The organism is Blautia sp. HCN-1074, assembly GCF_037890165.1.
In the GTDB taxonomy this organism is placed as follows: domain Bacteria; phylum Bacillota; class Clostridia; order Lachnospirales; family Lachnospiraceae; genus Blautia_A.
This window is the reverse complement of the sequence record NZ_JBBKBP010000026.1, coordinates 34,085-59,864: the sequence shown is the minus strand read 5'-3', so window position 1 is coordinate 59,864 and position 25,780 is coordinate 34,085. Positions and strand designations below refer to the sequence as shown.

Genomic DNA, 25,780 nt, shown 5'->3' with positions numbered 1-25,780 from the left:
GGTTTATTCAACCGTTCTTAAAAATGTAAAGAATTTTCGAGAATCGTATGTGTTTCACTGTTTAGTTATCAAGGTCGTCTGTCTTGCGACAGCTTTACTATTTTATCATGTTGTTTTTAGTTTGTCAAGAACTTTTTTTTAATTCTTCAAAACTTTTTTTCAACACCTGTTCTCTTCAATAGCTTTTCGATTTTATCACATCTCTTTTGCTTTGTCAAGAACTTTTTCTTTCTTTTTTGAAAGAAACGGAGAAGGAGGGATTTGAACCCTCGCGCCGCTATTAACGACCTACTCCCTTTCCAGGGGAGCCCCTTCGGCCAGCTTGGGTACTTCTCCAAACGCCCTAGATTCGTTATTTGCATTTCACGAATAACTATTTCGCACTTTCGTGCTCTTTATCAGGTTTTAACTTTTCTTTCGAAAAGTCTTGTGCATTATATCGCACTTTCTACTTATTTGTCAAGTACTTTTTTCAAGTTTTTCAACTTTTTTTTCGAACCTGACTAGCGGAGAGAGTGGGATTCGAACCCACGCGCCCTTGCGGACAAACGGTTTTCAAGACCGCCTCGTTATGACCACTTCGATATCTCTCCATATGTTGTTGTTTGTCTTTGGTGTTTTATCACCGCCGACGCAAGTGATATTCTAGCACCAAAGTATTCACCTGTCAACAACTTTTTTACATTTTTTTCATTTTTTCTTTCTCAGACTTTAACAAACCCTGAAATTCCGCATAAATCCGCTGTTTTTTCTATAGTAATTCCAGAAAATAATACAACCAAAACAGTCCGGCAGGATGATTTCTTCAGCTGCAAGGCGGAGGAATGAGGCGTAGCGGTGGCTACGCCGATTGACGACAACGCCGCAGATGAAAAATCAGACAAGTCAATATAGCAGTTACTTAATATTCGCTGTACTAGCCTAACGCAAGAATGCTTCTGCAATATAGAGATCCTCCGGCGTTGTGATCTTAATATTCTGGTAAGATCCTTCCGCAAGCGCAACCTTCACTCCTGTTTCCTGTTCTATTACCATTGCATCATCTGTGATCTTACTCATATCCTTCTTACGGATACTGTCATGCGCCTCTCGGATAAGCGCATAAGAAAATATCTGTGGTGTCTGAATCGTCCACACGCATTTTCTGTCTGGTGTTTCTTTTACATATCCTTCTGCATCTGACAGCTTTATCGTATCTTTGGACGGCATTCCCACTACGCATGCTCCGGTTTCTTTCACCTTCTCTAATCCGCGTTCGATAATTTCTTCTGTGATAAACGGCCTTGCTCCATCATGAATCAATACATATCGACAATCTTTGCATGCACACAATCCCGCATAGACAGAATCATAGCGTTCTTTTCCGCCTGCAATTACATTTGAAACCTTTGTAAAACCATATTTTTTTACTATTTCCTCTTTACAGTAAGAAAGAGCGTCCTCTCCTGTCACGAGAATAATGTCCTGAATCAGTGGACTTTCCTGAAAACAGCGCAGGGAATAATACAGGACCGGATAGCCCTGTATTTCCAGAAACTGCTTTTGTATTTTACTGTGCATTCTTTTTCCCTGTCCTGCTGCCAGAACAATGGCTGTATTTTTTCCTGCCATTTTTAACGTTCTCCTAATTTAAGATTCGGAACTGCATTCAGATCCCATCCATGACGTGTTCCTTTTATATATTCATAATAAGCAGCTACTCCGATCATTGCTGCATTATCCGTACAGAAAATCGGTGACGGACGGTAAAAGCTGTATTTATTCTTTTTACATGCCTCTTCCATCGCTGCTCTTAAAGTTCCGTTTGAAGCCACTCCACCCGCGATTGCGATCTTAGTCATTCCATAATCTTTTGCCGCGAGCATAGTATGCTCTACCAATACATCAACTACTGCCTTCTGGAAAGATGCTGCCAGGTCTGCCCTGTTCACTTCTTCTCCTGTCATCTGGGCATGGTTGATATAATTTAGTACCGCTGATTTTACTCCACTGAAGCTGAAATCATATGGACAGTCTCCAATTTTAGCCTTAGGAAATTCTATTGCGTTCGGATTCCCCTCTTTTGAAAGTTTATCAACTTTTGGCCCGCCCGGATATCCCAGACCAATTGCTCTTGCCACTTTATCAAAAGCTTCTCCTGCCGCATCATCACGAGTGCGTCCCAGTATTTCAAATTCACCGTAATCTTTAACAATTACAAGATGGGTATGTCCACCAGATACGATCAGACAGAGAAATGGTGGTTCCAGGTCCGGATGTTCTATATAATTTGCAGATACATGTCCCTCAATATGATGAACACCTACCAGTGGAAGTTTCTTTGCATAGGCGATAGCTTTGGCTTCCGCTACGCCCACCAAAAGCGCACCTACAAGTCCCGGACCGTAGGTGACACCAATCGCATCCAGGTCGTCCAGCGTTACCCCCGCATCTGACAGAGCCTGCTCAATTACCTGGTTAATCTTTTCAATATGTTTACGGGAAGCAATTTCCGGAACTACTCCGCCGTATAAAGTATGAAGAGCAATCTGCGAAGAGATCACATTTGACAAAATGGTTCTGCCATTTTTTACAACAGAAGCTGCTGTCTCATCACAGGAACTCTCTATTGCGAGAATTAATGTATCTTTCATTTTCTATTCCTCATTCTTCAAAATTCAACTCTACACTCTTTCCATCTTTTCCCGGGAACGCATTTGGAAAAATCTCGCGGACTTTATCCATAAATTCGTCCGGTCTGACAAGAGAAGGACTGTAATGTGTCAGCCACATTTCCTGTACTTTTGCATCACGAGCCAGGACTGCTGCCTCGCGGAAAGTCATATGCTTATAGCCGCGGGCTTTATCCGCTTTATCATCTTCCCCGTACATTCCCTCACAGATAAACAGATCTGACTCCTTTGCATTGCGCAGGATAGACTCTGTTGGTCTGGTATCTGTTGTATAAGTAAGTTTAATTCCTTTTCGCGCAGGTCCAAGTACCATCTCCGGTGTATAAATGACACCATCCGCCTCTATGGTCTGCCCTTTCTGAAGAGGATTCCAGAATTTCAGCGGGATTTCCTGTTCCTTTGCTCTCTCTGCTGAGAATTTTCCCTGTCGAAGAATCTCAAGAGTATATCCATAGCAGAGAACATTATGATTCACTTTGAAAGCCGTGATTCGATAGCCATTCAATTCGATAACCTGTTCCGGCTGGGTAATTTCTATAAATTTGATTTCAAACGGAAGCTCCGGTGCAATTACACGCAATGCATTTACCACTCGTTCCAGCCCTTTCGGGCCAACCAGTGTAAGCGGTTCTGTTCGGTCTGCATTTCCCATTGTAAGGAGAAGTCCCGGAAGTCCACTGATATGATCCCCATGATAATGAGTAAAGCAGATCACATCAATCGGCTTGAAGCTCCATCCTTTTTCTTTAATTGCTACCTGAGTGCCCTCACCACAGTCAATGAGCAGACTGCTCCCATTGTATCTTGTCATAAGTGCAGTCAGCCATCTTCGCGGCAGAGGCATCATTCCTCCGGTTCCAACTAAGCATACATCTAACATATATTTCCTCTATTTCTATTTATTTAATCTTACTGCTTAGAACGTGTTCGAAAAATTATTCCCGCAATCTGCACACCCCACTTTGTGGCGCACCTCTTGTAGAAAGCCTTTTTTAACACGCTCCAGGGGGGGGGTAAAAGTCTTTTCCCCTGATTTGATATCCCTGATTGTTATCAAACAAATCGGTATCATCATTTTTACAATAATTCGCTATTGCGGATGTCTGGTCATAAGCAGCGCATCCTCTACAGGGTCACTATAATATGCCTTACGAATCCCATCCCTGGTAAATCCCATTCTCTCATAAAGACGAATCGCCGTTTCGTTTCCCACACGCACTTCCAGATGAATAGTTGTGACATCACGCTCTGCGGCAAGACGGATCAGACTCTGCATCAGAAACGCACCAATGCCTTCTCTCTGTCTGTCTTTTCGTACTGCCACATTTGTAATATCTCCCTCATCCAAGACCATAAGAAGTCCGCAGTAACCCAGTATTTTTTCTTTCTCTTCTACTACCAGAAACATGGCATCATCTCTGCTAAGAAAAGTAAAAAAACCTTCTTTTGTCCATGGAACATGAAACAGGTCCTGCTCTATTTCCATTACCTGATCCAGATCATCTACAAGCATTTCACGCAGAATCATGCCTCTGCACCTGCCTGTTTCTGCGCTTTTTCCCGCTCTGCACGTTCCCTCTCTGCCTGAGATACGCGAAGATATTCCGGTACATGCTCCATAGCAGTTTCTGTGCGTCCTTCTTTATAATAAATGCTTCCTAATGCGGCTACTGCTGCTGCTCTCTGTTTGTTTACATGAGCCGGTGCAAAGGAATACGGAACATGCAGTTTCTCGGCGATTAGTTCACGAAATACCGGCACTCCATCTCCAAGGAAAGTAACCATTTCGCCTCTCTGGTTCAGTTCATCCAATAGTTCCTCTATCGGTGCTGCCCACTGCTCTTTTAATGTTACAAGCTGGTGATTTTCAAATCTGTAAATTCCTGTATACACTTGTTTTCTTCTGGCATCCATAATCGGGCAGATCAGTCCCTGCGCATCATAAAGATTATATGCAAGCGCATCCACCGTAGGCACTGCCACTAATGGTTTCTTCAATGCAAGTCCCAGCCCCTTAGCTGTCGCTGAACCGATACGAAGCCCTGTAAAAGATCCAGGACCTGCTGCTACTGCAATGGCATCTATAGATTCCAGTTCAAGCTCTGTCATCTTCACAATCTCATCCAGCATAGGCAGCAAAGTCTGAGAATGTGTTTTCTTATAATTTACTGTATATTCAGCCAGCAATGTATCATCTTCTACAACTGCGACAGATGCTACGATTCCTGAGCTGTCCAATGCTAAAATTTTCATTTCTACCTCCTGACTGTCTTTCATTATGACAGTCCTTATCATACAATATCCCTGCAGCCCTCTGATCAGATTTCTTCCAGACCGGTTACAGTAATCTTTCTGTAGTCAAATCCTTTATCCAGATCTTTCTCTATTGTCACCTTGATCAGATTTTCCGGGAGTATCTCTTCAATCAGATTTGCCCATTCGATCAGGCAGATTCCCTGTCCGAAGAAATAGTCATCGTATCCAATTTCTTCCATTTCCTCGATATCACCGATACGGTATACATCAAAATGGTATAGCGGAAGACGTCCACTCTCATACTCCTGAATAATGGTAAATGTCGGACTGCAGATAGGCTCTGTGATTCCAAGTCCTGCTGCGACGCCTTGAGTGAATACGGTTTTTCCTACTCCCAGATCACCTGTCAGTGTATAGATCTGTCCAGGTTTTGCATTCTCTCCAATCTTTTTTCCCACATCAAATGTTTCCTGTGGTGTTTTTGTCTCTATAATCATCTTTTCCACCTTTTTCTTGCAGAATTGTCCTTTGCATATTATAATAGAGCGAACAGGGAAATACAATACTTTTTGAAAAGGAGACTTGAAACTATGGCAAATCCAGTAGTTACTATTACCATGGACAATGGCGATGTGATGAAGGCAGAATTATATCCTGAAATCGCACCGAATACAGTAAACAATTTCATCAGCCTTGTAAAAAAGGGCTTCTATGACGGACTCATTTTCCATCGTGTTATCAATGGTTTTATGATTCAGGGTGGTTGCCCGGACGGAACCGGTATGGGCGGTCCGGGATACAGCATTAAAGGTGAATTTACACAGAACAGATTCAAAAACGACCTGAAACATACAGCAGGTGTTCTTTCCATGGCAAGAGCCATGCATCCAAACTCAGCAGGAAGCCAGTTCTTTATCATGCATAAAGACGCTCCACATCTTGACGGTGCATATGCTGCATTTGGTAAAATTATTGAAGGAATGGATGTTGTAAACCGTATCGCAGAAGAAGATACTGATTACAGCGATCGTCCTCTTGATGAGCAGAAGATCAAATCTATGACTGTAGATACTTTTGGTGTTGACTATCCGGAACCGGAGAAATGCTAAAAACAGCATACACTAAAAAATAATAGAGCCTCATATGATTTTGAGTGCGGTAATATACTGATTGTATATCACACTGTTACTTTCAAAATCACATGAGGCTTTATCTATATTTCATTTCTTCTATCTACCACTTTTATAGCTTTCACTGCTGATTGCAGGATTCCGGATTCTTAATACCTCAGTCCTCGAACACCTTTACTTCGCCATCAATCATCGCATAATAAAGGTCTTTTTCCTTCTTCATTTTTGCTCTTCCATTCGTTCCTTCTGTGATGGCTTTCTCCACTGAGCCAATCTGGTCAGACGGAACCAGCAGGTGCAGTACTACTCTGTCTGTATATTCTGAATCCAGTATCGGAAGCTTCTGTTCTCCGGCAATATACTGGATTTTTCCGATTCCGGTGTAATCTGTGATCACTTCCATCGAAATACCGTATGTTTTTTCTATCACAGTGCTGGCAGAAAGTCCTTCCTGCAGACTCTTGGAATATGCTCTTACCAGCCCGCCCGTTCCAAGTAAAACTCCGCCAAAATATCTGGTAACTACCGCAGCCACATTATAAATATCTTCGCCCAGGATCACATCCAGCATCGGTCTTCCTGCAGTTCCGGATGGTTCTCCGTCGTCACTGCATCGAGTATATTCACGATTCTTTCCCACTGAATATACATAACAGTTATGTCTGGCATCCCAGTATTTCTTCTTCATCTCCTCTATAAAAGCCAGGGCTTCCTCTTCAGTTTGTACCGGACGTACTGTGGCGATAAACCGGGATTTCTTCTCGACAATCTCGCTCTCTCCGCCCTCATAAACTGTCTTATATTTCTCAAGCATTCTGTTATTCCTCTCTTAAAGTAAATACGCATCTTTGCTGTTCACAGGAGAAATCCTGTTTACAAACAATAACGGTATTTAACTGTCTCTACTGACACAGTGTACCATGAATTACAGAAATTCGCCAGCGCAGTGTATACTAATTTTTATAAAAACTCACAATAACCTCTATAAAGGTACAAAACCAATTGTGAATTTTTATTTTTTTGCTTTATTTACTTATTCTTATTTGATATAATAGAACGGATTATAAAGGAGGTTTAACATGAACTACGGTAAAAAGTCGACTGCAAAGAAGCGGACTGCGCTGATTTCCCGTTCTTCCATGATGGGAAAACGTGCAAGAGTTTCTTTCATCAGAGTCCTGTTCGTATCACTGATAGCACTCTGCATCGCAGTAGCCTGCCTGGGTGTAGGGTCTTTCAGGGGCGTGATTGATAATGCTCCTGATGTTAATGATATTGATATTATGCCACTGGGCTATGCAACTTTTCTTTACGACGATGCCGGAAATCAGATCCGTAAGCTGGCCGCACCGAATTCCAACCGACTGCCGGTTACTTTGGACCAGATTCCTGTAGATTTACAGCATGCGGTCGTCGCAATCGAGGATGAGCGTTTTTATGAACATAATGGCATTGATGTAAAGGGTATCCTTCGTGCCGGAATGAAGGCAATCACTACCGGTGATTTTTCCGAAGGTGCCAGTACAATCACTCAGCAGCTCCTGAAGAATAATGTATTTACCAACTGGACCAGTGAGTCTACTCAGTTTGAACGATTCACACGTAAATTTCAGGAACAGTACCTTGCTGTTCAGGTCGAAAAGAAAACAGATAAGGATACCATTCTTGAAAACTATCTGAACACGATTAACCTTGGAGCCGGATCATACGGTGTACAGGCCGCCGCACGTCAGTATTTTGATAAAGATGTATGGGATCTGAATCTTTCCGAATGTGCAACTTTAGCAGGTATCACACAGAACCCGACCAAATTTAATCCTATTATTAATCCTGAAAGCAACCAGAAGAGACGAAAAGAAGTTCTTCAGCATATGCTGGATCAGAATTATATTACACAGGATCAATATGACGAGGCTCTGGCAGATGATGTTTATTCCCGTATTCAGGCAGCTCAGGAAAAGAATTCCAGTACTGAGAATACTGTTTACACTTATTTCGAGGATGAACTGACTGATCAGATCATCAATGACCTGATGAATATTAAGGGTTATACCAAAACACAGGCAACCAACCTTCTGTACAGCGGTGGACTTAAAGTATATACAACGCAGGATTCTACCATTCAGAATATTCTGGATGAGGAATATTCTGATCCTTCCAATTATCCGGATACTGTTCAGTATGAACTTGATTATGCCCTGACAGTTACCGATCCGGATGGAAATCAGGTAAACTACAGTAAGGAAATGCTACAGCTTTATTTCCAGAATGAAGATCCAGGTTTTGATCTTTTATTTGATTCTCCTGAGGAAGGACAGACTTATGTAGACAGATATAAGGAAAGCATTCTTGCAGACGGAAGCAAAGTTGTTGCGGAACGAGTAAACTTCGCACCTCAGCCACAGTCTTCTATGAGCGTTATCGACCAGCACACCGGTTATGTGAAAGCCCTGATTGGCGGACGTGGAGAGAAAACAGCCAGCCTGACGCTGAACCGTGCAACAGATACAACCCGTCAGCCGGGTTCCACATTTAAGATTGTTTCCACCTATGCACCAGCATTAAACGAAAAGGGAATGACTCTTGCAACAACCTTTGAAGATGAGCCATATGAATATCCGGATGGTTCTCCTGTAAATAACGCAACCCGTTCTTATAATGGAACCACAACGATCCGTACGGCAATTCAGAACTCCATCAACGTTGTCGCCGTTAAATGTTTTGAGGAAGTAACTCCGGATCTTGGATTAAAATATCTCGATAATTTTGGATTTACTACCCTTGCTCATGGAACAGAAGCTGATACAGACGCAAACGGCAATGTATGGAGTGACGCAAATCTTGCTACTGCACTCGGAGGTATCACCAATGGTGTCACAAACGTAGAGCTCTGTGCATCTTATGCAGCAATCGCCAATGGCGGAAATTATATCAAACCGATTTACTACACCAAGATTCTGGATCATAACGGCAATGTACTCATTGAGAATACTTCTGCAGAACGCTCTGTAATCAAAGAAAGTACCGCTTATCTTCTTACCAGTGCAATGGAAGACGTTGTAAAAAAAGGTACCGGTACAGCATGCCAGCTTGATAATATGGCAGTTGCCGGTAAGACAGGTACAACAGAAGCATATAACGACTTATGGTTTGTTGGTTATACTCCATATTATACTTGCGCAGTATGGTCTGGTTATGACAACAATGAAAAGTTACCTGACTATGCACGTAACTTCCATAAGAATTTATGGAAGAAAGTTATGACTCGAATTCACGAAGGACTTCCGTCCAAGGAATTCGAAAAACCTGCAAGTGTAGAGAAATTAAGTGTCTGCGAAGAAACAGGTCTTCTCCCAAGAGCAGGCTGCCCGGTAATTACTGAATACTTTGATGTAGGTACCATGCCGACAGAATATTGTGATCAGCATTTCTATGATGAAAGCTATGATGAATATGATTACAATTATGATAACAGTGATGAGTCCTCCAGCCAGACAGATGCCAATACAGATGACGCCAATAATGATTCAGACACCAACAATAATGGTGATGACAGTAATGGTGGCGAAGATAACGATGGCGAAGATAATGGCGATGGTGGTGACTACGACGGTGACAATGGTGGCGATACTAATGGTGGTGAAGATGACAGCAGTTATCAGATCGATTATTATTAATTTCATATTCCATAACGGGATTTTATAAAAAATTTCCAGTCATATCAATAAAATCCACAGTCTTAATTCAAGACTGTGGATTTTTATATTGATGTAATATTTAGCTTTTGATATATCAATGATGTCAGGGTCAAAAGCCTTATTGTGCTTCTTTGATAACCATACGTGCAGATCCGTAGATACCTGCATCATTTCCAAGATTTGCAAGAATGATCGGTGTCTCTTTGCAGGCTGAGAACGCATACTTCTTATAATATTTCTGAATACAGTCGATCAATGGCTGTCCTGCTTTGGAAACGCCACCGCCAATAACGATTGCTTCAGGGTCTGTAACACATGCAAACATAGCAAGCGTTCCGCCGAGCATTTCACCTACCTGTGCCATAACATCGCAGGCTACTTTATCCCCTTCTTTAAATGCGTCAAGAACATTCTTGGCAGAAAGCTTTGTAAATTTGCGAAGAACTGTCTCTTCTTCTGTAGCTGCCAGAGTTCTCTGTGCCACACGTACGATACCTGTAGCTGATGCATACTGCTCCAGACATCCACAGTTACCGCAGTTGCAGGCTTCTTTTTCCTCATGATTTACTGCTGCATGACCGATTTCTCCACCTGCTCCATGAGCACCGCCAACGATTTTTCCATCAACGATGATTCCACCGCCGACTCCTGTTCCCAGAGTTACGAGGATTACGTTCTTAGATCCTGCTGCTGCACCTTTCCATGCCTCTCCAAGTGCTGCTACATTGGCATCATTTCCGGCTTTGGAAGGAAGCCCTGTCAGTTCTGTGAGTTCTTTTGTAACTTCTTTGAATCCCCAGAAAAGGTTTACCGCACATGGTACCTCCCCTCTCTCATTAACAGGTCCCGGAACACCAATTCCTACACCATCGATATCTGATTTATCCAGCTTGCGTTCTGCGATCTTGTCCAGAATTGTCTTCGCAATATCCGGAAGGATTGCTTCTCCGCTGTTCTCCTTACGCGTCGGGATCTCCCATTTTTCAACTAAAACTCCATCTGTCTGAAAGAGTCCACACTTTACAGATGTGCCACCAACATCAATTCCAAAACAATACTTTCCCATGATATCCTCCAAATTAATTATACTTATATTACATTGCTATCTTCAATAACATCCAGCAATTATCTTATTTCATCGCTGTTCACACACTGCCATTCCATGTAGAGTAAACAGTAATCTTATCTCTCCTCACGTTTTTTTGCAAGGTTTGCCTGAACACGCTTGTACAGTTCTTCTGCTGCATTGTAACCCATCTTCTTCTGTCTGTGGTTGACTGCCGCAGATTCAACAATGATAGCCAGGTTACGGCCAGGGCGAATCGGAAGAGAATGGCATACGATTTTATTTCCAAGATACTCTGTGTACTCTTCATGAAGTCCCAGACGGTCATATTCTTTATCTCTGTCCCACTCTTCCAGTTTAATAACAAGGTCTACAGACTGGGTATCTTTAACACTCTCAACACCAAACAGAGTCTTAACATCAATAATACCAATACCACGCAGTTCAATGAAATGTCGTGTAATGTCAGGTGCAGAACCTACCAAGGTTACATCACTGACTTTACGAAGTTCAACAACATCATCACTTACAAGACGATGACCACGTTTGATCAATTCCAGAGCAGCTTCACTCTTACCAATTCCACTTTCGCCAGTGATCAGGACGCCTTCACCATATACATCCACAAGTACACCGTGAATAGAGATACATGGTGCAAGCTGTACGCCTAACCAGCGGATGATCTCTGCCATGAAACTTGAAGTCGTACGCTCTGTCACAAAGGTCGGAACATTATATTTAATCGCAAGATCGATCATATCCTGTGATGGTCTTGTCATTGTACTGAAAATTACGCATGGAATCTTACTGGAAATAAATCTCTCGTATTTAAATTTCCGTTCTTCATCACTAAGCTGCATCAGATAAGTATATTCTACATATCCGATAATCTGCACACGTTCGTTTGCGAAATGTTCCAGATATCCTGTCAGCTGCAGAGCCGGTCTGTTGATCTCGGCTGTCTTGATCAGTATCTCAGACAGGTCAATTTCAGGAGTCAGGTTGTGAAGTCCCAGTTCCTGAACTAATTTTGTCAACTGTACACCTTTCATTTGTTTCTCCTTTTCAGTTCAAAATTTGAGTTACTGTTCACTGCGTTCCCAGCAACAAATTTAACGATATTTTCATTATATCACATCATCATGTGCAACTTCAATTGTAAATAAAAGATACTTTTTGCACAAGGAAACAAAAAAATTACTTACTTCGTGTCAATCGGATATTCGCAATCCGCTTTTGCTACTTGCTCATAACCGAATTTCTAACCCTTAACTTTAGGTGCATGAAAAAAGTCATATACCTGCTGCGCGCTTCCTGCGTTCATACTTTCTGTTTCTGTCAGTTCCTCCAGAGAAGCATCTCTGATATTCTCAATGGACTTAAATTTCCTCATCAAGGCTTTTCTTCTGGTTTCTCCGATTCCCGGGATATCATCCAGCAGAGAATGGACCTGTTCCTTACTTCGCAGGGAACGGTGGAATTCGATAGCAAAACGGTGTGCCTCATCCTGGATCCTGGTGATCAGGCGGAAGCCCTCACTGCTTGTATCAATAGGAATCTCCAGATTATTATAGTATAGTCCTCTCGTTCTGTGATGGTCATCTTTGACCATACCGCAGACAGGAATATCATCAATCCCTAATTCTGCCAGTACTTTCAACGCAATATTTACCTGTCCTCTTCCACCATCCATTAAAATCAGATCCGGCATAATGGAAAAACTGTCAAACTCGTCTTTTCCTTCATGGGTAAAGCGTCGGGTAAGCACCTCTTCCATACTTGCATAATCATTCGGTCCCTGCACCCATTTGATTTTAAATTTACGGTAATCACTTCGTTTCGGCTTTCCTTTTTCGTAAACGACCATAGAACCAACGGATTCAAATCCACTGATATTGGAAATATCGTACGCTTCCATTCGTTTGATTCCCGACAATCCAAGCCATTCTTCCACCTCATGAACAGCGCCGATTGTTCTGCCTTCTTCACGTTTGATCCGCTCTCTGTCCTTATCCAGAACCATCTTTGCATTCTCTTCCGCCAGTTCCACCAGTTTCTCTTTCGTTCCTTTCTTTGGAACGCGGATATAGACTCGTTGTTTTCTTCTGGCAGTCAGCCATTCTTCTATGATCTGAGCATCTTCTATTTCCTTTTGCAACATAATTTCTCTCGGGATGAATGGTGTGCCCGCATAGAACTGCTTCATAAAACTTGACAATACCTGTGCTTTCGTATCTCCACGCGCCACACGCAGATAGAAATGTTCGCGTCCAATCAGTTTACCATCGCGGACAAAAAATACCTGCACAACTGCATCCTGTTCACGAAGATCAAGACTTTCATCCATTGCCACTGCAATGATATCCTTATCCTCTTCACCATAACTGGTGATTTTCTGACGCTCCCCGATTTTCTGAATGCTGCGGATCAGGTCACGATATTCCGTGGCATCTTCAAAACGCATTTCATCTGACGCTGCCATCATCTTATCTGTCAGCATATCAATCGTATCCTGGAAATCTCCATTTAGGAATTTCAGCAATTCAGTGATATTTTTCTTATACTCCTCAGAGGTTATATAACCCTGACAGGGAGCTGTACACTGTTTCATATGATAGTACAGGCAGGGACGATCCTTTTTACAGTCTCTCGGCAGTACTCTGTTGCAGGAACGCACTTTATAAAGTTTGCGCACCAGTTCAATTACGTCTTTTACTGCTCCCGCACTGGTATATGGACCAAAATATTTTGTCTTGTCTTTCTTCATTCTTCTGGCGAAAAGTACTCTGGGATATTCCTCATTAACTGTGACTTTAATAAAGGGATAACTTTTGTCATCCTTGAGCATGGTATTGTACTTCGGACGATGTTCCTTAATCAGGTTGCATTCCAGAACCAGGGCTTCCAGTTCTGAATCTGTAATAATGTACTCAAATCTGGTGATATGGGTTACCATCTGCTCAATCTTGGCGCCTTTATTCCTGCTACTCTGGAAGTACTGTCTCACCCTGTTCTTCAGACTGATAGCTTTTCCAACATAGATGATTTCATCTTTCTCACCATGCATGATATAAACTCCCGGCTTGCCTGGAAGTTTCTTTAACTCTTCCTCTATCTGAAACATAAAATCTCCTCCATTTATGCTTCTACGTATTCTACTATTATGTCATTTTTGATAACCGCCATCTGCTTTACTTATATATTTTAGCCATTTATTCTTCATATGCCGCTAATTCAGGCAAGTACTCATGAGCTTGCTAAGTAAATTTATATATAGAAAAAACAGAGTCGGAATATTATCCGGCTCTGTTATTGTATCACTGAATCTCTGTCTTATCCAGCGTTACTGTATTCTCTTTTACATCTGAATCCGGGACTGTTGTCTGATCTGCTATCGTCTGTTCTGTCTCCGTTTGATCCATCTGTTTTGTTACCGGCTCTTCCGGTTTTGTTTCCGTCTTCTCCGGAATTTCCAGGTCATCCAGGTTTTCAGGAATCTCGAGCCCACGCTCTACAGCACGGAATATTTTCATAAATTCCTTGCCTGTAATTGTCTCTCTGTGGATCAGGTAGTCGGCAATCTTATCCAACGCTTCTCTGTGACCGCCGATCAGTCTTTTGGCTTCTTCGTATGAATTATGAAGAAGTACCATCACTTCATGGTCTACCTCTGTCGCAGTGTCATCACCACAGTTTAAAACTGCTCTGCCACTAAGATACTGATTCTCCTGGGTAGCCAGTCCCATAAGTCCGAATTTCTCAGACATACCATACTGGGTGATCATGGCTCTTGCCACTTTTGTCGCCTGCTCAATGTCATTGGCAGCACCCGTTGTCACTGTATCAAATACCAATTCCTCTGCGGCACGTCCGCCAAGATATCCTACAAGCATTGCTTCCAGTTCTTTCTTGGTGTTGAGATATTTCTCCTCTTCCGGCACCTGCATAACATAGCCAAGTGCACCCATTGTTCTCGGCACGATCGTAATCTTCTGTACCGGTTCTGCATCTTTTTGCAGAGCACTTACCAGTGCATGTCCTACTTCATGATAAGATACAATCTTACGTTCCTGAGCGCTTAAGATTCTGTCTTTCTTCTCTTTACCTACAAGAACTACTTCGACAGCCTCGAGAAGATCCTTCTGGGATACCGCACTGCGTCCGCTCTTAACCGCAAGAATCGCAGCCTCATTTATCATATTTGCAAGGTCAGATCCCACTGCGCCGGAAGTTGCAAGCGCAATGTTCTCGAAGTCAACCGTCTCATCCAGATGTACATTTCTGGCATGTACTTTCAGAATCTCAATTCTTCCCTTCAGATCCGGACGGTCAACAATTACTCGTCTGTCAAAACGGCCTGGACGCAGAAGTGCAGGATCAAGAACTTCCGGACGGTTCGTAGCTGCCAGAATCAGAAGACCTTTAGAAGTATCAAATCCGTCCATCTCGGCAAGCAGCTGGTTCAATGTCTGCTCACGCTCGTCGTTGCCACCGCCGTAATGGGAATCACGACTCTTACCGATTGCATCGATCTCATCGATAAAGATGATACATGGTGCATTCTTCTTCGCTTCCTCAAACAAATCGCGGACACGGGATGCACCCACACCTACGAACATCTCTACAAATTCAGAACCTGACAGGGAAAAGAACGGTACATGCGCCTCTCCTGCTACGGCTTTTGCGAGAAGTGTCTTACCTGTTCCGGGAGGTCCCACAAGCAGGGCACCTTTCGGAAGTTTGGCACCGATGGTCGTATATTTTCCCGGATTATGCAGGAAATCTACAACCTCCTGAAGTGATTCTTTCGCTTCATCCTGTCCGGCTACATCTTTGAAAGTAATTCCTGTGTCTTTCTGAATATAGGCTTTCGCCCGGCTCTTTCCAACTCCCATCATGCCACCGCCTTTATTCATGCGGCGCATAAATACCATCAGCAGTACAAACAGCACGATCGTCGGCAGAAGCACACTGACCAGCATGGAAACAATCTCACCAACTGCATCCGGCTGCTTATATTCAAACTTGATTCCTGTTCCCTCAAGTCTCTCGGTCAGTTTATCTACTGACTCCATCTGATTGGTATAATAAACATCTTCTGAAAATCCTGATGACTGATGTTTCGGTGTGATCGTCAGGGTGTTTGACTGAAGTGAAACTTCCTTCACATCTCCATCATTTACCATCTCAATGAATTTATCGTAAGTGATCTCACTTGAACTGTCCTTGAGCATATTAGTAAACATGGCGAAACATACCAAAGTAACCAGGAGGCATACCAGAAAAGCAAGGATCGACTGATGATTTTTATTCGGATCCGGCTTGCCAGGACCTTTATTATTATCAGGACGATTGCCATTCGGATTATTGTCCATATGATTATCCATTTTCTTCCTCCTAAACGTTATCGTTCTTATTATAAAGAGAATTTTGTTATAAATCAACCGCGAGATTGTGAAATTTCCGTTATGTCTCGGGTTTTCTGTGATCTTCGCTCACAAAAAACACCTCGCGGGATACTATCAGTGAACAGTAGCCGAATCTTTCCACCCACTGCTTATTGCTCTTCGCAATTGAAGCAGGGGACTTACTTGATTTGGTTAAATTTACTGATTTGATAAAATTTCTTTATTTTTTAAAAATTTATCTGTTACAAACCATGTTTTTTGTAGTATACTATTGACAAAGTGATTACTGCTCACTTCGTTCTCAGTAATACGCTTTGCGATGCACAGAATTTATGCTAACTGCATAAATTCGTGCTGTATGTCTCGGGATTTTGGCATGATATTCCAAAGCACCTCGCGGGATACCAACCACGAGCAGTAATAATAAGTGACTAATTATGTGATGGGAAAGGAAATGAACAAATGAAGATAGGATTTGACAACGACAAGTATCTGAAAATGCAGTCCGAACATATTCGGGAACGTATCAGCAAGTTTGGTAACAAGCTTTATCTGGAATTTGGCGGCAAGCTTTTTGATGACTACCATGCTTCCAGAGTTCTTCCGGGATTTGAGCCGGACAGTAAACTGCGCATGCTGATGCAGCTTTCTGATCAGGCAGAGATCGTCATCGTAATCAGCGCAGCTGACATTGATAAGAATAAAATCAGAGGTGACCTTGGTATCACTTATGATGAAGATGTGCTCCGCCTTATGGAAGTATTCACAGAGCGCGGTCTTTATGTAGGAAGTGTCTGCATCACTCAGTATGCAGGACAGGAAAGTGCAGACGCATTCAAGAAACGTCTGGAGAAGCTTGGAATCAAAGTTTATGTGCTTTATCTGATTCCTGGTTATCCAAATAATACTTCCTTTATCGTAAGTGACGAAGGATATGGTAAGAATGACTATATCGAAACAACAAGACCACTGGTTGTCATTACTGCCCCGGGACCAGGAAGCGGAAAAATGGCTACCTGCCTTTCCCAGCTTTATCACGAATACAAACGTGGTGTCAAAGCAGGTTATGCGAAATTTGAAACTTTCCCAATCTGGAATATTCCGCTGAAACATCCGGTAAACTTAGCTTATGAAGCTGCAACTGCAGATTTAAACGATGTCAACATGATCGATCCATTCCATCTGGAAGCATACGGCGAAACTACCATTAACTACAATCGTGATGTAGAAGTCTTCCCGGTTCTTCAGGCTATGTTCGAGAAGATCATGGGTGAGTGCCCTTACAAATCTCCGACAGATATGGGTGTCAACATGGCAGGAAATTGTATCGTCGATGATGAGGTCTGCAAAGAGGCTGCACGTCAGGAGATCATCCGCAGATATTATAAGAGCATGGAAAATCTGGTACGCGGAACCGGACGCGAAGAAGAAGTTTATAAGATCGAGCTTCTGCTGAAACAGGCACATGTCAATATAGAAGACCGCAAAGTTGTTCCGGCTGCATTACAGCGTGAGGAAGAAACAGGTGCTCCGGCTGCTGCTATGGAACTTCCTGACGGACGTATCATTACCGGAAAAACTTCTGAACTCCTCGGTGCATCTTCAGCTCTGATTCTGAATGCCCTGAAAGAGCTTGCCGGAATCGATCATGACAAACATGTCATTTCTCCGGAGGCTTTAAGACCGATTCAGACTCTTAAGACAGAGTACCTTGGAAGCAAGAACCCAAGACTTCATTCTGATGAGACTCTGATTGCACTTTCTATCAGTGCTGCTGACAATGAAGATGCGAAACTGGCTCTTCAGCAGATTCCGAAGTTAAAAGGATGCCAGGTTCATACTTCTGTATTGCTTTCTCAGGTAGATATCCTGGAATTCCGTAAGCTGGGTGTTGAACTTACCTGTGAACCGAAATCTGAACATGCTAAGAAACCACAGAAATAACTAAGCAGAAAATACTACCAACGCATGCATAAATACTGAAATATCGATTTCAGAAGTTTTATCATCCACGCATAATAACTTTATAGTATTGATATACAAAATAAAATGATATGCAAAAAGTTCCTCTTTGATTATATGATTTATTCATATAAATGAGAGGAACTTTTTTAACACGCTCTATACAAAGCACTTCACAGCACATTGGGAGGATAATTATCTGATTTATTTTCCTACAATTTCCAATGCTCTGTCCGGATAATTGGTAATGACTGCTTCAGCGTCTGCATCTTTTACTAACTGGATATGTTCTGGTTTGTTTGCTGTCCAGACGTGCATTTTTAATCCTGCACGTTTTACTTCTTCCATAAACTGCGGATATTTCAGATGATAAACAGCAGGATGTACCGCATTGATTCCCAGATTCTTGGCATACATGGCAGGATTGATCCATCCGTCGCTGAAAAGAATACCTGTCTGTACATGATCATCCAATTGTTTTAACTGCATCAGACTGTAATGGTTGAATGAGGAGTAGATCAGCTGATCTTCCATGTGCATTTCTTTTACCAGTTTCAATATCTTCTCTTCCATTCCTGGATAAAAGCAGATGCTGTTTTTTAATTCGATATTTACCATCATATCTGTGGTGCGCATCAGATCCAATACTTCTACCAGAGTTGGAACACGGTAAATCCCATTTGGTTCTACGTCTGTGCTAACCTTTAACTCTTTTACCTGTGCCAGAGTCATATCTTTGATCAGACCTGTTTTGTCTGTGACACGATCTACGGTCTCATCATGCATAACGATCAGTTCGCCATCTGCTGATGTATGTACATCCAGTTCGATTCCATCTGCGCCCTGCTTAATGGCAAGTTCAAATGCTTCCATGGTATTCTCTGGTCTGTATCCGCTGGCACCTCTGTGTGCCCATACTTTTGTTGTTCTGTTTTTCCTTCTTATCTCTGCCATTTTCTATATGCCTCTCTTAAAATTATTCTAAAATGCCTTAATCGAGTAGGAGGGAGTGATTAGCTCCCTCCTACTCGATTCGTAACAGTTCAGTACTCTCGTGAGATAATAGAATACTGGATAGTTACTATCTTTCTATATTTAATAATCATAAAGATTCCGGTCTTTCTACCTCATAGTCTGACCAGTCATCAATGGAAGTGGAGGCAGATGTATCTGCGCTGTCCTGGTAAGAATCTACTGTGATCGTATAGTCACTGTCACCTTCTACATAAGTAGTTCCATCTGTGCCCACAACAGAGACTGTTTTACCGTCTGCATCTGTAATTGTTCCTGCATTTGACAGAGAAGTGATCTTGCTGTCACCGGTTACTGTCCATGTGGAATCTTTATCGATTACTACATTACAGTAGCCGTCTCCACCGTTTCCTGCATATGTTTCATCATTGACAAAAGCGCCTTCCAATGTGCTTCCATTAGTCATATAAAAGTCCAGATCACTGATAGAATCCCAGATTACATTTCCTTTCATATCCTGACTGTCCGCTGTGAAGTTACAGTCAGAACCGTTGGATCCGCTCTGTCCCCATCCACGCTGGTTATTATTTCCTGTGCACTGCAGGAAGAATTCGCTGTCATCATTATATGTGATGTCGACATCTTTTAATGCGATCGTACATTCTGTATTGGTTGTGTAAAATAAACCGCCGTTTTTGGATGTGATCGTTCCGCCATCCATCTGGAAAGTACTGTTTCCTACTTCAGAATCACCGGACATACTCTGATAAAGGATGACCGTCCATGTTGTATCATTCTGATCATCATCACTCATATTTCCGGTCAGGTTACTGTTATAGAGTCTCAGGGAATTTAATCCTTCAATGCAGACAGCTTCTGATCCGTTTGCTGTCAGCTCTGCATTATTGACAGCGATATCTGCTGTGCAGTAAACTGCCGGTGATCCTACTCCGTTAGATGTATAAGTTCCGTCATCTACCACCATTGTTCCGCCGCCTCTGTCACTTCGGATTGCCGCAGAGGATTCACCGTTTGTCTCTACGCTGAGATCCCATGCATAGAGTTTTCCGCCGCCAGCTGCATGAATACCGCCTGAAGTATCCTGCTGTGTGCTGATATCTGTATCTGCCGCATATACCGTTCCATCACCGTATGCAAAAAGTCCTGCGCCACCTTTGCTGTCAGTCGTTATCGTACTGTCTTTGACATAAGCAGTTCCGTCTGTGGCAAGGACTGCTGCACCTACACCATAAAAGCTGGAATTGTCACCGCCCTGACTGTCTGACGATGTTCTGGAGATTGCATCATTGTTAAATGTAACTTCTGCGCCGTTGGAAACCAATGCTGCATTCTCATTCGTTTCTGTGGACTCCAGGGATGTGTCGGAAACTGTTTCGTCTGAACTGTATTCATTAGCCGCTGCGTAACTGTCCACACCGGAATCCTGACCACCAGGGCCTCCCTGGCCCCCGCCCATTTCCATGGACTGAACTGTGATGGTTGCTGCATTTCCGTCATCATCTAATGTGATAGATACTATATCGCCCTCTTTGATATCATCTAATGTAATTTCCTCGCTCTGACCTGCCCCTGATTCGTCTGTAGCTTCTCCATCAGGTTTCTCCGGAGCTTCTTTACTATCAGAGTTATCTGTTGATATATCGTCTGATTTTGCAGAGGTGCTATCGTCTGCTGAATCTTCATCTGGTTTTTCAGAAGTTTCTCCACTATCTTTTTCTGGTTTTTCAGGAGTATTACCATCAGGTGCTCCCTGGCCTCCATCCATGGTCTGTTTTGTAATTATAGTACTATCGGTGACTGTAATTTCCTGTTCTTCGCCTGTAAGATCTAACATAGATGGAGCTTCGCCATCTGGTGCTCCCTGATTATCTTTGACTGAATCTTTATCTAAATTTTCTGCTGTATCTTCTTTCGTATCAGAAGTTTTATCTTTTGTCTCTGTATCTTTTGCTGCTTCGTTTGCTGTTTCATCTACATCAGCAGATTCATCAGTTCCATCATCAGACTCTTTCCCATTTTCTGGTTTTGCATCACCGTCTTCTGGTTTCTCAGGTGCTTCTCCCGGCTGTTCCATTTCTTTTCTGGTTCCTACTGCAATTGTGATTTTTCCATCCGCTACAGATTTCACTTCTCCCAGAATTTCATTTTCATCTGTTTCTTTCTTGCTGTCTTTATCTGTATTCTCGTCAGATGAATTAGTCGTATCTTCTGCAGTGTCACCTGCTTCTTTGGTGCTTTCTGTTTTACTGTCTGCTGCAAATGCTGTTGCTGTAGAACCCACGGATGTTGCTGTGATCATAACTCCCATAATCATTGCCAGATGTTTATACTTCATAGTGATACCTCTCTTTATATTTTTATACTCTCTTTGTTTTCTTTTGTTGATGGTATTACTATATCTGATAAATGTGTTTGAATTATGGGCAGTCTGCGAAAAAAATGTGTTCTGATCTGGATTAAAATTAATATAATTCTATTCTTCTATGCGTTAATAGAGGAAGCTGTTCTCTGATCTGTTCTTCCCATTCCAGATCAATTTCTTCTATTAAAATTCCTTCTTTTTCATCTAACTGATTTCTGACCTGTCCCCACGGATCTGTCACAATGGAATGTCCCCATGAAATATATCCCGCCTGTACGTTCCTGGAAGGCGCACATCCAAGCATATAAATCTGATTATCCAGTGCTCTTGCGCGAAAAGTCAGTTCCCAGTGTGCCGGTCCCGTCGTCATATTAAAGGCTGCCGGAACGAAGATCATCTTTGCCCCCAGCAGTACCATCCTCCGGGCAAATTCCGGGAAGCGGATATCATAGCAGATCATAACTCCCATTTTTCCAAATTCTGTATCAAATACGGTGGCGTGATTGCCTGGTGTAAGGGTATCTGATTCTTTAAAATACTGTCCATTTTTTACATTAATGTCAAAAAGATGCGCTTTTCTGTGTTTCCCGATCTGGTTTCCATTTCGATCAAAAATATAGGACGTATTGAAAACATTTCCAGCTTCATCTATTTCCGGCATCGAACCTGCGATGAGATAAATCTGATATTCTCTGGCATAATCAGACATTGCCTGCCAGGATGGGCCGCCTTCTTTTTCGGCATAAACCGGGAAATTTTCTGTCTGATATGGACAGCAGAACATTTCCGGAAGAACTACAAAATCCGGAGATTCTGTTTTTATCTTTTCTATATATTTCCCTGCTGTACGAATATTTTCTGTTTTATCTTCTACTGTTGGCATCTGAATGGCTGCTACTTTCATATTTGCTCTGTCCTTTCTATGGTAAATCAGTTATCTACAGTCTATCGGCTGTGCAGTTCTACAAGAATCAATTTTTACATATCTACTATATCAGTAAAAAAATACTCTTACAATCATACTCTATAAAGTTGCTTCTGTTTTTTTTATATGATATAGTAAAAACACCAGAATTTATTTCTGCTTTACGAAAGATAAAGAATTGACATAAAAATAATTTCGTAAAGGAGTGATATATCTGGAAATTAAATATTCAAAGCAGGCCCTTAAGTTTTTAAAAAAGCAGGATTCCATAACTCAAAAACGTATCATCAATGCCATATCCAAGATTCCTCAATGAGATATAAAAACATTACAGGGTGCCAGTGGATATCGATTGCGTATCGGTGATTATCGTGTGATTTTTGACTATATTGATAGCATTATATTTATCAAGGCTATTGGAAATCGTGGACAGATTTATAAAGGAGTGTGATTTTATGACTGCAACAAAAGAACGTATTATAGGTGCTGTATCTATTATGAGCGATAAAGACGCCGATATTTTCTGGCGCATTATTCAAAATCACTTTACAGCTCCTGATTTATTCGCAAACATTGAAGATACAGAACCTGATGAAACTGATTTAGCAATGCTAAAAGAAATAGAACATAATCCCGACTGCCATGAATTTATCTCTCAGGAAGAACTAATGAAAGAACTTAACATCGAAATTTAGTAACTATTCGGCAGGCTACTAACTGTGAACAGTACTAAACAATTACAGAATTTAAAATAACAGCCCCCAGACATGTACTTTTTTCCATGTCTGGGGGCTGTTTATACTTTGTATTATTTATTATTCATCATAACCATTCGGGTTATTGGACTGCCATCTCCAGGAATCTGCGCACATTTCTTTGATTCCGTTTTCTGCTTTCCAGCCAAGTTCTTTTTCTGCTTTGGAAGCATCGGAATAGCATGTTGCGATATCACCCGGGCGACGTGCTTTGATCACATATGGAATCTTAACACCTGTAGCAGCTTCAAAGTTCTTCACGATATCAAGAACACTGTATCCTTTTCCTGTACCAAGGTTGTAAATGCTTAAACCGGAGTTGTCTTCGATTTTCTTAAGAGCTTTTACATGTCCTTTTGCAAGGTCAACTACATGGATATAATCTCTGACACCAGTTCCGTCCGGAGTATCATAGTCATTTCCAAATACACCCAGCTCTTTCAGTTTTCCAACTGCAACCTGTGTGATATATGGCATCAGGTTGTTCGGGATACCGTTTGGATTCTCACCGATTGTTCCGCTCTTATGAGCACCGATCGGGTTGAAGTAACGAAGAAGAACTACATTCCATTCCGGGTCTGCTTTCTGAATATCTGTCAGAATCTGTTCCAGCATGGATTTTGTCCATCCGTATGGGTTTGTACACTGTCCTTTCGGGCATTCTTCTGTAATCGGGATGATTGCCGGATCTCCGTATACAGTTGCAGATGAGGAGAAAATAATATTCTTTACATTATGTTTTCTCATCACATCTACCAGTGTTAATGTTCCGGCGATATTGTTCTCATAATATTCCCAAGGCTTTGCAACAGATTCTCCTACTGCTTTCAGACCTGCGAAATGAATGCAGGAGTCAATCTCTTCTTTATCAAAAATTTCATTTAAAGCATCACGGTCCAGGATATCTGCTTTGTAGAATTTCACTGGTTTGCCTGTAATCCTGGATACTCTTTCCAGAGATTTCTCACTTGCATTACTTAAGTTATCCAGAACTACAACATCATATCCTGCGTTCTGCAATTCTACAACTGTATGGCTTCCAATGTAACCTGCTCCGCCTGTAACTAAAATTGCCATAATAATTCCTCCTAACCTGTCTTCCTGCTACAATACCTGTTTTTTGCAATTTCTGTTTTTTCTCTTTCAACAATACCTATATTAATTCACAGCATCAGAAATATCCTTGATAATTCTGAGTGTAATCTATAAAATTCTGCGATATCCTGTTTCACATCTGCAAAATTTACCTCTGTATTTTACAGCACCCTATATTCAGAACTGTAAAATACCGTTGCCTGGCACGTCATGTATTGTAGAAAATCCTGCGAAAATATGATTTCTCTCATATCCCCGCAGGATAATTCTATCCGAATCAGTTCATAAACACAAGTCTTTATGGACATGTACGTTTTTTTATACCTGTTTATACGTTACTGTTCATTCCGTTCACAGTAACGTTTATACTTATTTACAATCTCTTTCATCCAGGGAAGTTTTTCTTCCATATCTTTTACCAGTTTGAACTGTGTTCGGCAGCGATCCAGATTATGTCCCTCTCTGTGAACTTTGAAATAATGATCTCCTTCCAGATAGTCTGTGAGGAAACGCATTCCACATTCAAAGGTCATAAGAATTGCTCCCATGGGAAGCATATCCAGTTCTGTCTCAGTCAGCGCACCGCCGCAGCCTTCGATGAATCCCTTGACATAAACTTCATAAAGGTGAAGATCACAGGACACCTTCGTCAGGTCTTTCTCATCCTCTGCTCCGGTACTTGCGCCAAAGCGGATAGAATCACCGAAATCATTTACGGAAAGTCCCGGCATTACGGTATCAAGGTCAATCACACAGATGGCTTTTCCCGTTGCATTATCAATCATAATGTTATTCAGCTTGGTATCATTATGTGTAACACGTAATGGCAGTTTTCCCTGATCCTGCATATCGCACAGGACATGTGCCAGGTCTGTGCGGTCCAGCACAAACTGAATCTCTTTTTCCACATCTGCGGCTCTGTGACATACATCTTTCTCCACAGCAGTTTTAAACTTATCCAGCCTGTCCACCGTATTATGAAAATTCACGATGGTCTCATGAAGAGTTTCTGCCGGATAGTCTGCAAGCAGCCTCTGAAAATGTCCAAAAGCAACTGCACTCTGGTAAAAATCTTCCTCATCTTTTACCATATCATAGCATGTGGCATCTTCAATGAACAAATATACTCTCCAGTATTCCCCGTCTTCATCTACATAATAAGGAAGTCCATCCTTTGTCATCACAAGATTCAGAGTCTCTCTCTCCACATCTCCACCGTTTTCCTGGATCTTTTTCTTCAGCCAGGCAGTAACACCGCTGACATTCTCCATCAGTTCCACAGGTTTGGTAAAAATACTCTTGTTCATTTTCTGAAGAATATAATGTTTGCCTGTATCATAAGTCAGACGGTAAGTGTCATTGATATGTCCACTTCCATAAGGAACACATTCTGTCAGATTATCTTCCAGAACAAATGCACTGGTAATATTCTTTATTTCCCGGTTAATTTCCACTCAA

At 41.9% G+C, this 25,780-nt stretch carries 21 protein-coding genes and 2 tRNA genes; 4 read left to right on the top strand and 19 right to left on the bottom strand.

Annotated features, from left to right (window positions below):
* Nucleotides 1–246: 246 nt before the first annotated feature.
* The 9 genes from WKT11_RS16945 to tsaE all read right to left on the bottom strand — a co-directional run bounded on the left by WKT11_RS16945 (nt 247) and on the right by tsaE (nt 5,425).
* Nucleotides 247–336: transfer RNA gene (locus WKT11_RS16945), tRNA-Ser, on the bottom strand.
* 171 nt (nt 337–507) lie between these two features.
* Nucleotides 508–593: transfer RNA gene (locus WKT11_RS16940), tRNA-Ser, on the bottom strand.
* Nucleotides 594–921: 328 nt separating this feature from the next.
* Nucleotides 922–1,611 carry a 2-C-methyl-D-erythritol 4-phosphate cytidylyltransferase gene (gene ispD, locus WKT11_RS16935; protein ID WP_117846085.1) on the bottom strand — a complete coding sequence of 230 codons (690 nt, stop codon included), beginning with the start codon at nt 1,609–1,611 and terminating at the stop codon, nt 922–924.
* Between the two features lie 2 nt (nt 1,612–1,613).
* Nucleotides 1,614–2,633: a tRNA (adenosine(37)-N6)-threonylcarbamoyltransferase complex transferase subunit TsaD gene (gene tsaD, locus WKT11_RS16930; protein WP_117677305.1), complete on the bottom strand. Its 1,020-nt coding sequence runs from the start codon at nt 2,631–2,633 to the stop codon at nt 1,614–1,616.
* Nucleotides 2,634–2,643: 10 nt separating this feature from the next.
* On the bottom strand, nt 2,644–3,552 hold the full coding sequence (locus tag WKT11_RS16925) for a ribonuclease Z (protein ID WP_117846086.1): 909 nt from the start codon (nt 3,550–3,552) through the stop codon (nt 2,644–2,646).
* Nucleotides 3,553–3,581: 29 nt separating this feature from the next.
* Nucleotides 3,582–3,671: a DUF6783 domain-containing protein gene (locus WKT11_RS20100; protein WP_445291954.1), complete on the bottom strand. Its 90-nt coding sequence runs from the start codon at nt 3,669–3,671 to the stop codon at nt 3,582–3,584.
* Between the two features lie 91 nt (nt 3,672–3,762).
* The gene (rimI, locus tag WKT11_RS16920) at nt 3,763–4,200 is read right to left on the bottom strand and encodes a ribosomal protein S18-alanine N-acetyltransferase (protein ID WP_340285237.1); all 438 of its coding nucleotides are present in this window, start codon (nt 4,198–4,200) and stop codon (nt 3,763–3,765) included.
* A complete protein-coding gene (gene tsaB / locus WKT11_RS16915; protein ID WP_118591545.1) occupies nt 4,197–4,925 on the bottom strand; it encodes a tRNA (adenosine(37)-N6)-threonylcarbamoyltransferase complex dimerization subunit type 1 TsaB in 729 nt (242 codons plus the stop codon). Before tsaB ends, rimI begins: the two co-directional genes overlap by 4 nt.
* A gap of 65 nt (nt 4,926–4,990) precedes the next feature.
* Nucleotides 4,991–5,425, bottom strand: a complete 435-nt coding sequence (gene tsaE / locus WKT11_RS16910) for a tRNA (adenosine(37)-N6)-threonylcarbamoyltransferase complex ATPase subunit type 1 TsaE (RefSeq protein WP_117677301.1) — start codon at nt 5,423–5,425, stop codon at nt 4,991–4,993.
* Between the two features lie 93 nt (nt 5,426–5,518).
* Between tsaE and WKT11_RS16905 the strand changes: the two genes are divergently transcribed.
* Complete coding sequence (locus tag WKT11_RS16905) at nt 5,519–6,037, top strand: peptidylprolyl isomerase (protein WP_117846089.1); 519 nt, start codon at nt 5,519–5,521, stop codon at nt 6,035–6,037.
* Nucleotides 6,038–6,215: 178 nt separating this feature from the next.
* On the opposite strand, the gene WKT11_RS16900 is transcribed toward WKT11_RS16905, so the two are convergent.
* Nucleotides 6,216–6,872: a YigZ family protein gene (locus tag WKT11_RS16900; protein ID WP_340285236.1), complete on the bottom strand. Its 657-nt coding sequence runs from the start codon at nt 6,870–6,872 to the stop codon at nt 6,216–6,218.
* A gap of 265 nt (nt 6,873–7,137) precedes the next feature.
* On the opposite strand from WKT11_RS16900, the gene WKT11_RS16895 reads away from it, so the two are divergent.
* Complete coding sequence (locus WKT11_RS16895) at nt 7,138–9,735, top strand: transglycosylase domain-containing protein (RefSeq protein WP_118610091.1); 2,598 nt, start codon at nt 7,138–7,140, stop codon at nt 9,733–9,735.
* Between the two features lie 139 nt (nt 9,736–9,874).
* On the opposite strand, the gene WKT11_RS16890 is transcribed toward WKT11_RS16895, so the two are convergent.
* From WKT11_RS16890 to ftsH, 4 genes are all read right to left on the bottom strand, one after another.
* On the bottom strand, nt 9,875–10,822 hold the full coding sequence (locus WKT11_RS16890; protein ID WP_294438932.1) for an ROK family glucokinase: 948 nt from the start codon (nt 10,820–10,822) through the stop codon (nt 9,875–9,877).
* A 116-nt stretch (nt 10,823–10,938) separates the two neighbouring features.
* Nucleotides 10,939–11,874 carry an HPr(Ser) kinase/phosphatase gene (gene hprK, locus WKT11_RS16885; RefSeq protein WP_117677296.1) on the bottom strand — a complete coding sequence of 312 codons (936 nt, stop codon included), beginning with the start codon at nt 11,872–11,874 and terminating at the stop codon, nt 10,939–10,941.
* Between the two features lie 209 nt (nt 11,875–12,083).
* Nucleotides 12,084–13,946 (bottom strand): excinuclease ABC subunit UvrC, encoded by a 1,863-nt coding sequence (gene uvrC / locus WKT11_RS16880; protein WP_117677295.1) that lies wholly within the window; start codon nt 13,944–13,946, stop codon nt 12,084–12,086.
* A 193-nt stretch (nt 13,947–14,139) separates the two neighbouring features.
* Nucleotides 14,140–16,209 carry an ATP-dependent zinc metalloprotease FtsH gene (ftsH, locus tag WKT11_RS16875; protein WP_178761889.1) on the bottom strand — a complete coding sequence of 690 codons (2,070 nt, stop codon included), beginning with the start codon at nt 16,207–16,209 and terminating at the stop codon, nt 14,140–14,142.
* A gap of 483 nt (nt 16,210–16,692) precedes the next feature.
* Here ftsH and WKT11_RS16870 point away from each other — a divergent pair, with 483 nt between their 5' ends.
* On the top strand, nt 16,693–18,174 hold the full coding sequence (locus tag WKT11_RS16870) for a DUF1846 domain-containing protein (RefSeq protein ID WP_117677294.1): 1,482 nt from the start codon (nt 16,693–16,695) through the stop codon (nt 18,172–18,174).
* Between the two features lie 222 nt (nt 18,175–18,396).
* Here WKT11_RS16870 and WKT11_RS16865 read toward each other — a convergent pair whose 3' ends face one another.
* From WKT11_RS16865 to WKT11_RS16855, 3 genes are all read right to left on the bottom strand, one after another.
* Nucleotides 18,397–19,146, bottom strand: coding sequence for a glycerophosphodiester phosphodiesterase (locus WKT11_RS16865; RefSeq protein WP_117846093.1), 750 nt, complete (start codon nt 19,144–19,146; stop codon nt 18,397–18,399).
* Between the two features lie 148 nt (nt 19,147–19,294).
* Nucleotides 19,295–21,520: a hypothetical protein gene (locus WKT11_RS16860; RefSeq protein WP_181993301.1), complete on the bottom strand. Its 2,226-nt coding sequence runs from the start codon at nt 21,518–21,520 to the stop codon at nt 19,295–19,297.
* A 127-nt stretch (nt 21,521–21,647) separates the two neighbouring features.
* Entirely contained in the window at nt 21,648–22,451 is an 804-nt protein-coding gene (locus WKT11_RS16855) for a carbon-nitrogen hydrolase family protein (protein ID WP_117846094.1), read from the bottom strand.
* Between the two features lie 476 nt (nt 22,452–22,927).
* Between WKT11_RS16855 and WKT11_RS16850 the strand changes: the two genes are divergently transcribed.
* A complete protein-coding gene (locus tag WKT11_RS16850) occupies nt 22,928–23,167 on the top strand; it encodes a hypothetical protein (protein ID WP_117677290.1) in 240 nt (79 codons plus the stop codon).
* Between the two features lie 120 nt (nt 23,168–23,287).
* Here WKT11_RS16850 and galE read toward each other — a convergent pair whose 3' ends face one another.
* On the bottom strand, nt 23,288–24,304 hold the full coding sequence (gene galE, locus WKT11_RS16845; protein ID WP_117677289.1) for a UDP-glucose 4-epimerase GalE: 1,017 nt from the start codon (nt 24,302–24,304) through the stop codon (nt 23,288–23,290).
* 353 nt (nt 24,305–24,657) lie between these two features.
* On the bottom strand, nt 24,658–25,770 hold the full coding sequence (locus WKT11_RS16840) for a phosphotransferase enzyme family protein (protein WP_118137761.1): 1,113 nt from the start codon (nt 25,768–25,770) through the stop codon (nt 24,658–24,660).
* Nucleotides 25,771–25,780 lie beyond the last annotated feature (10 nt).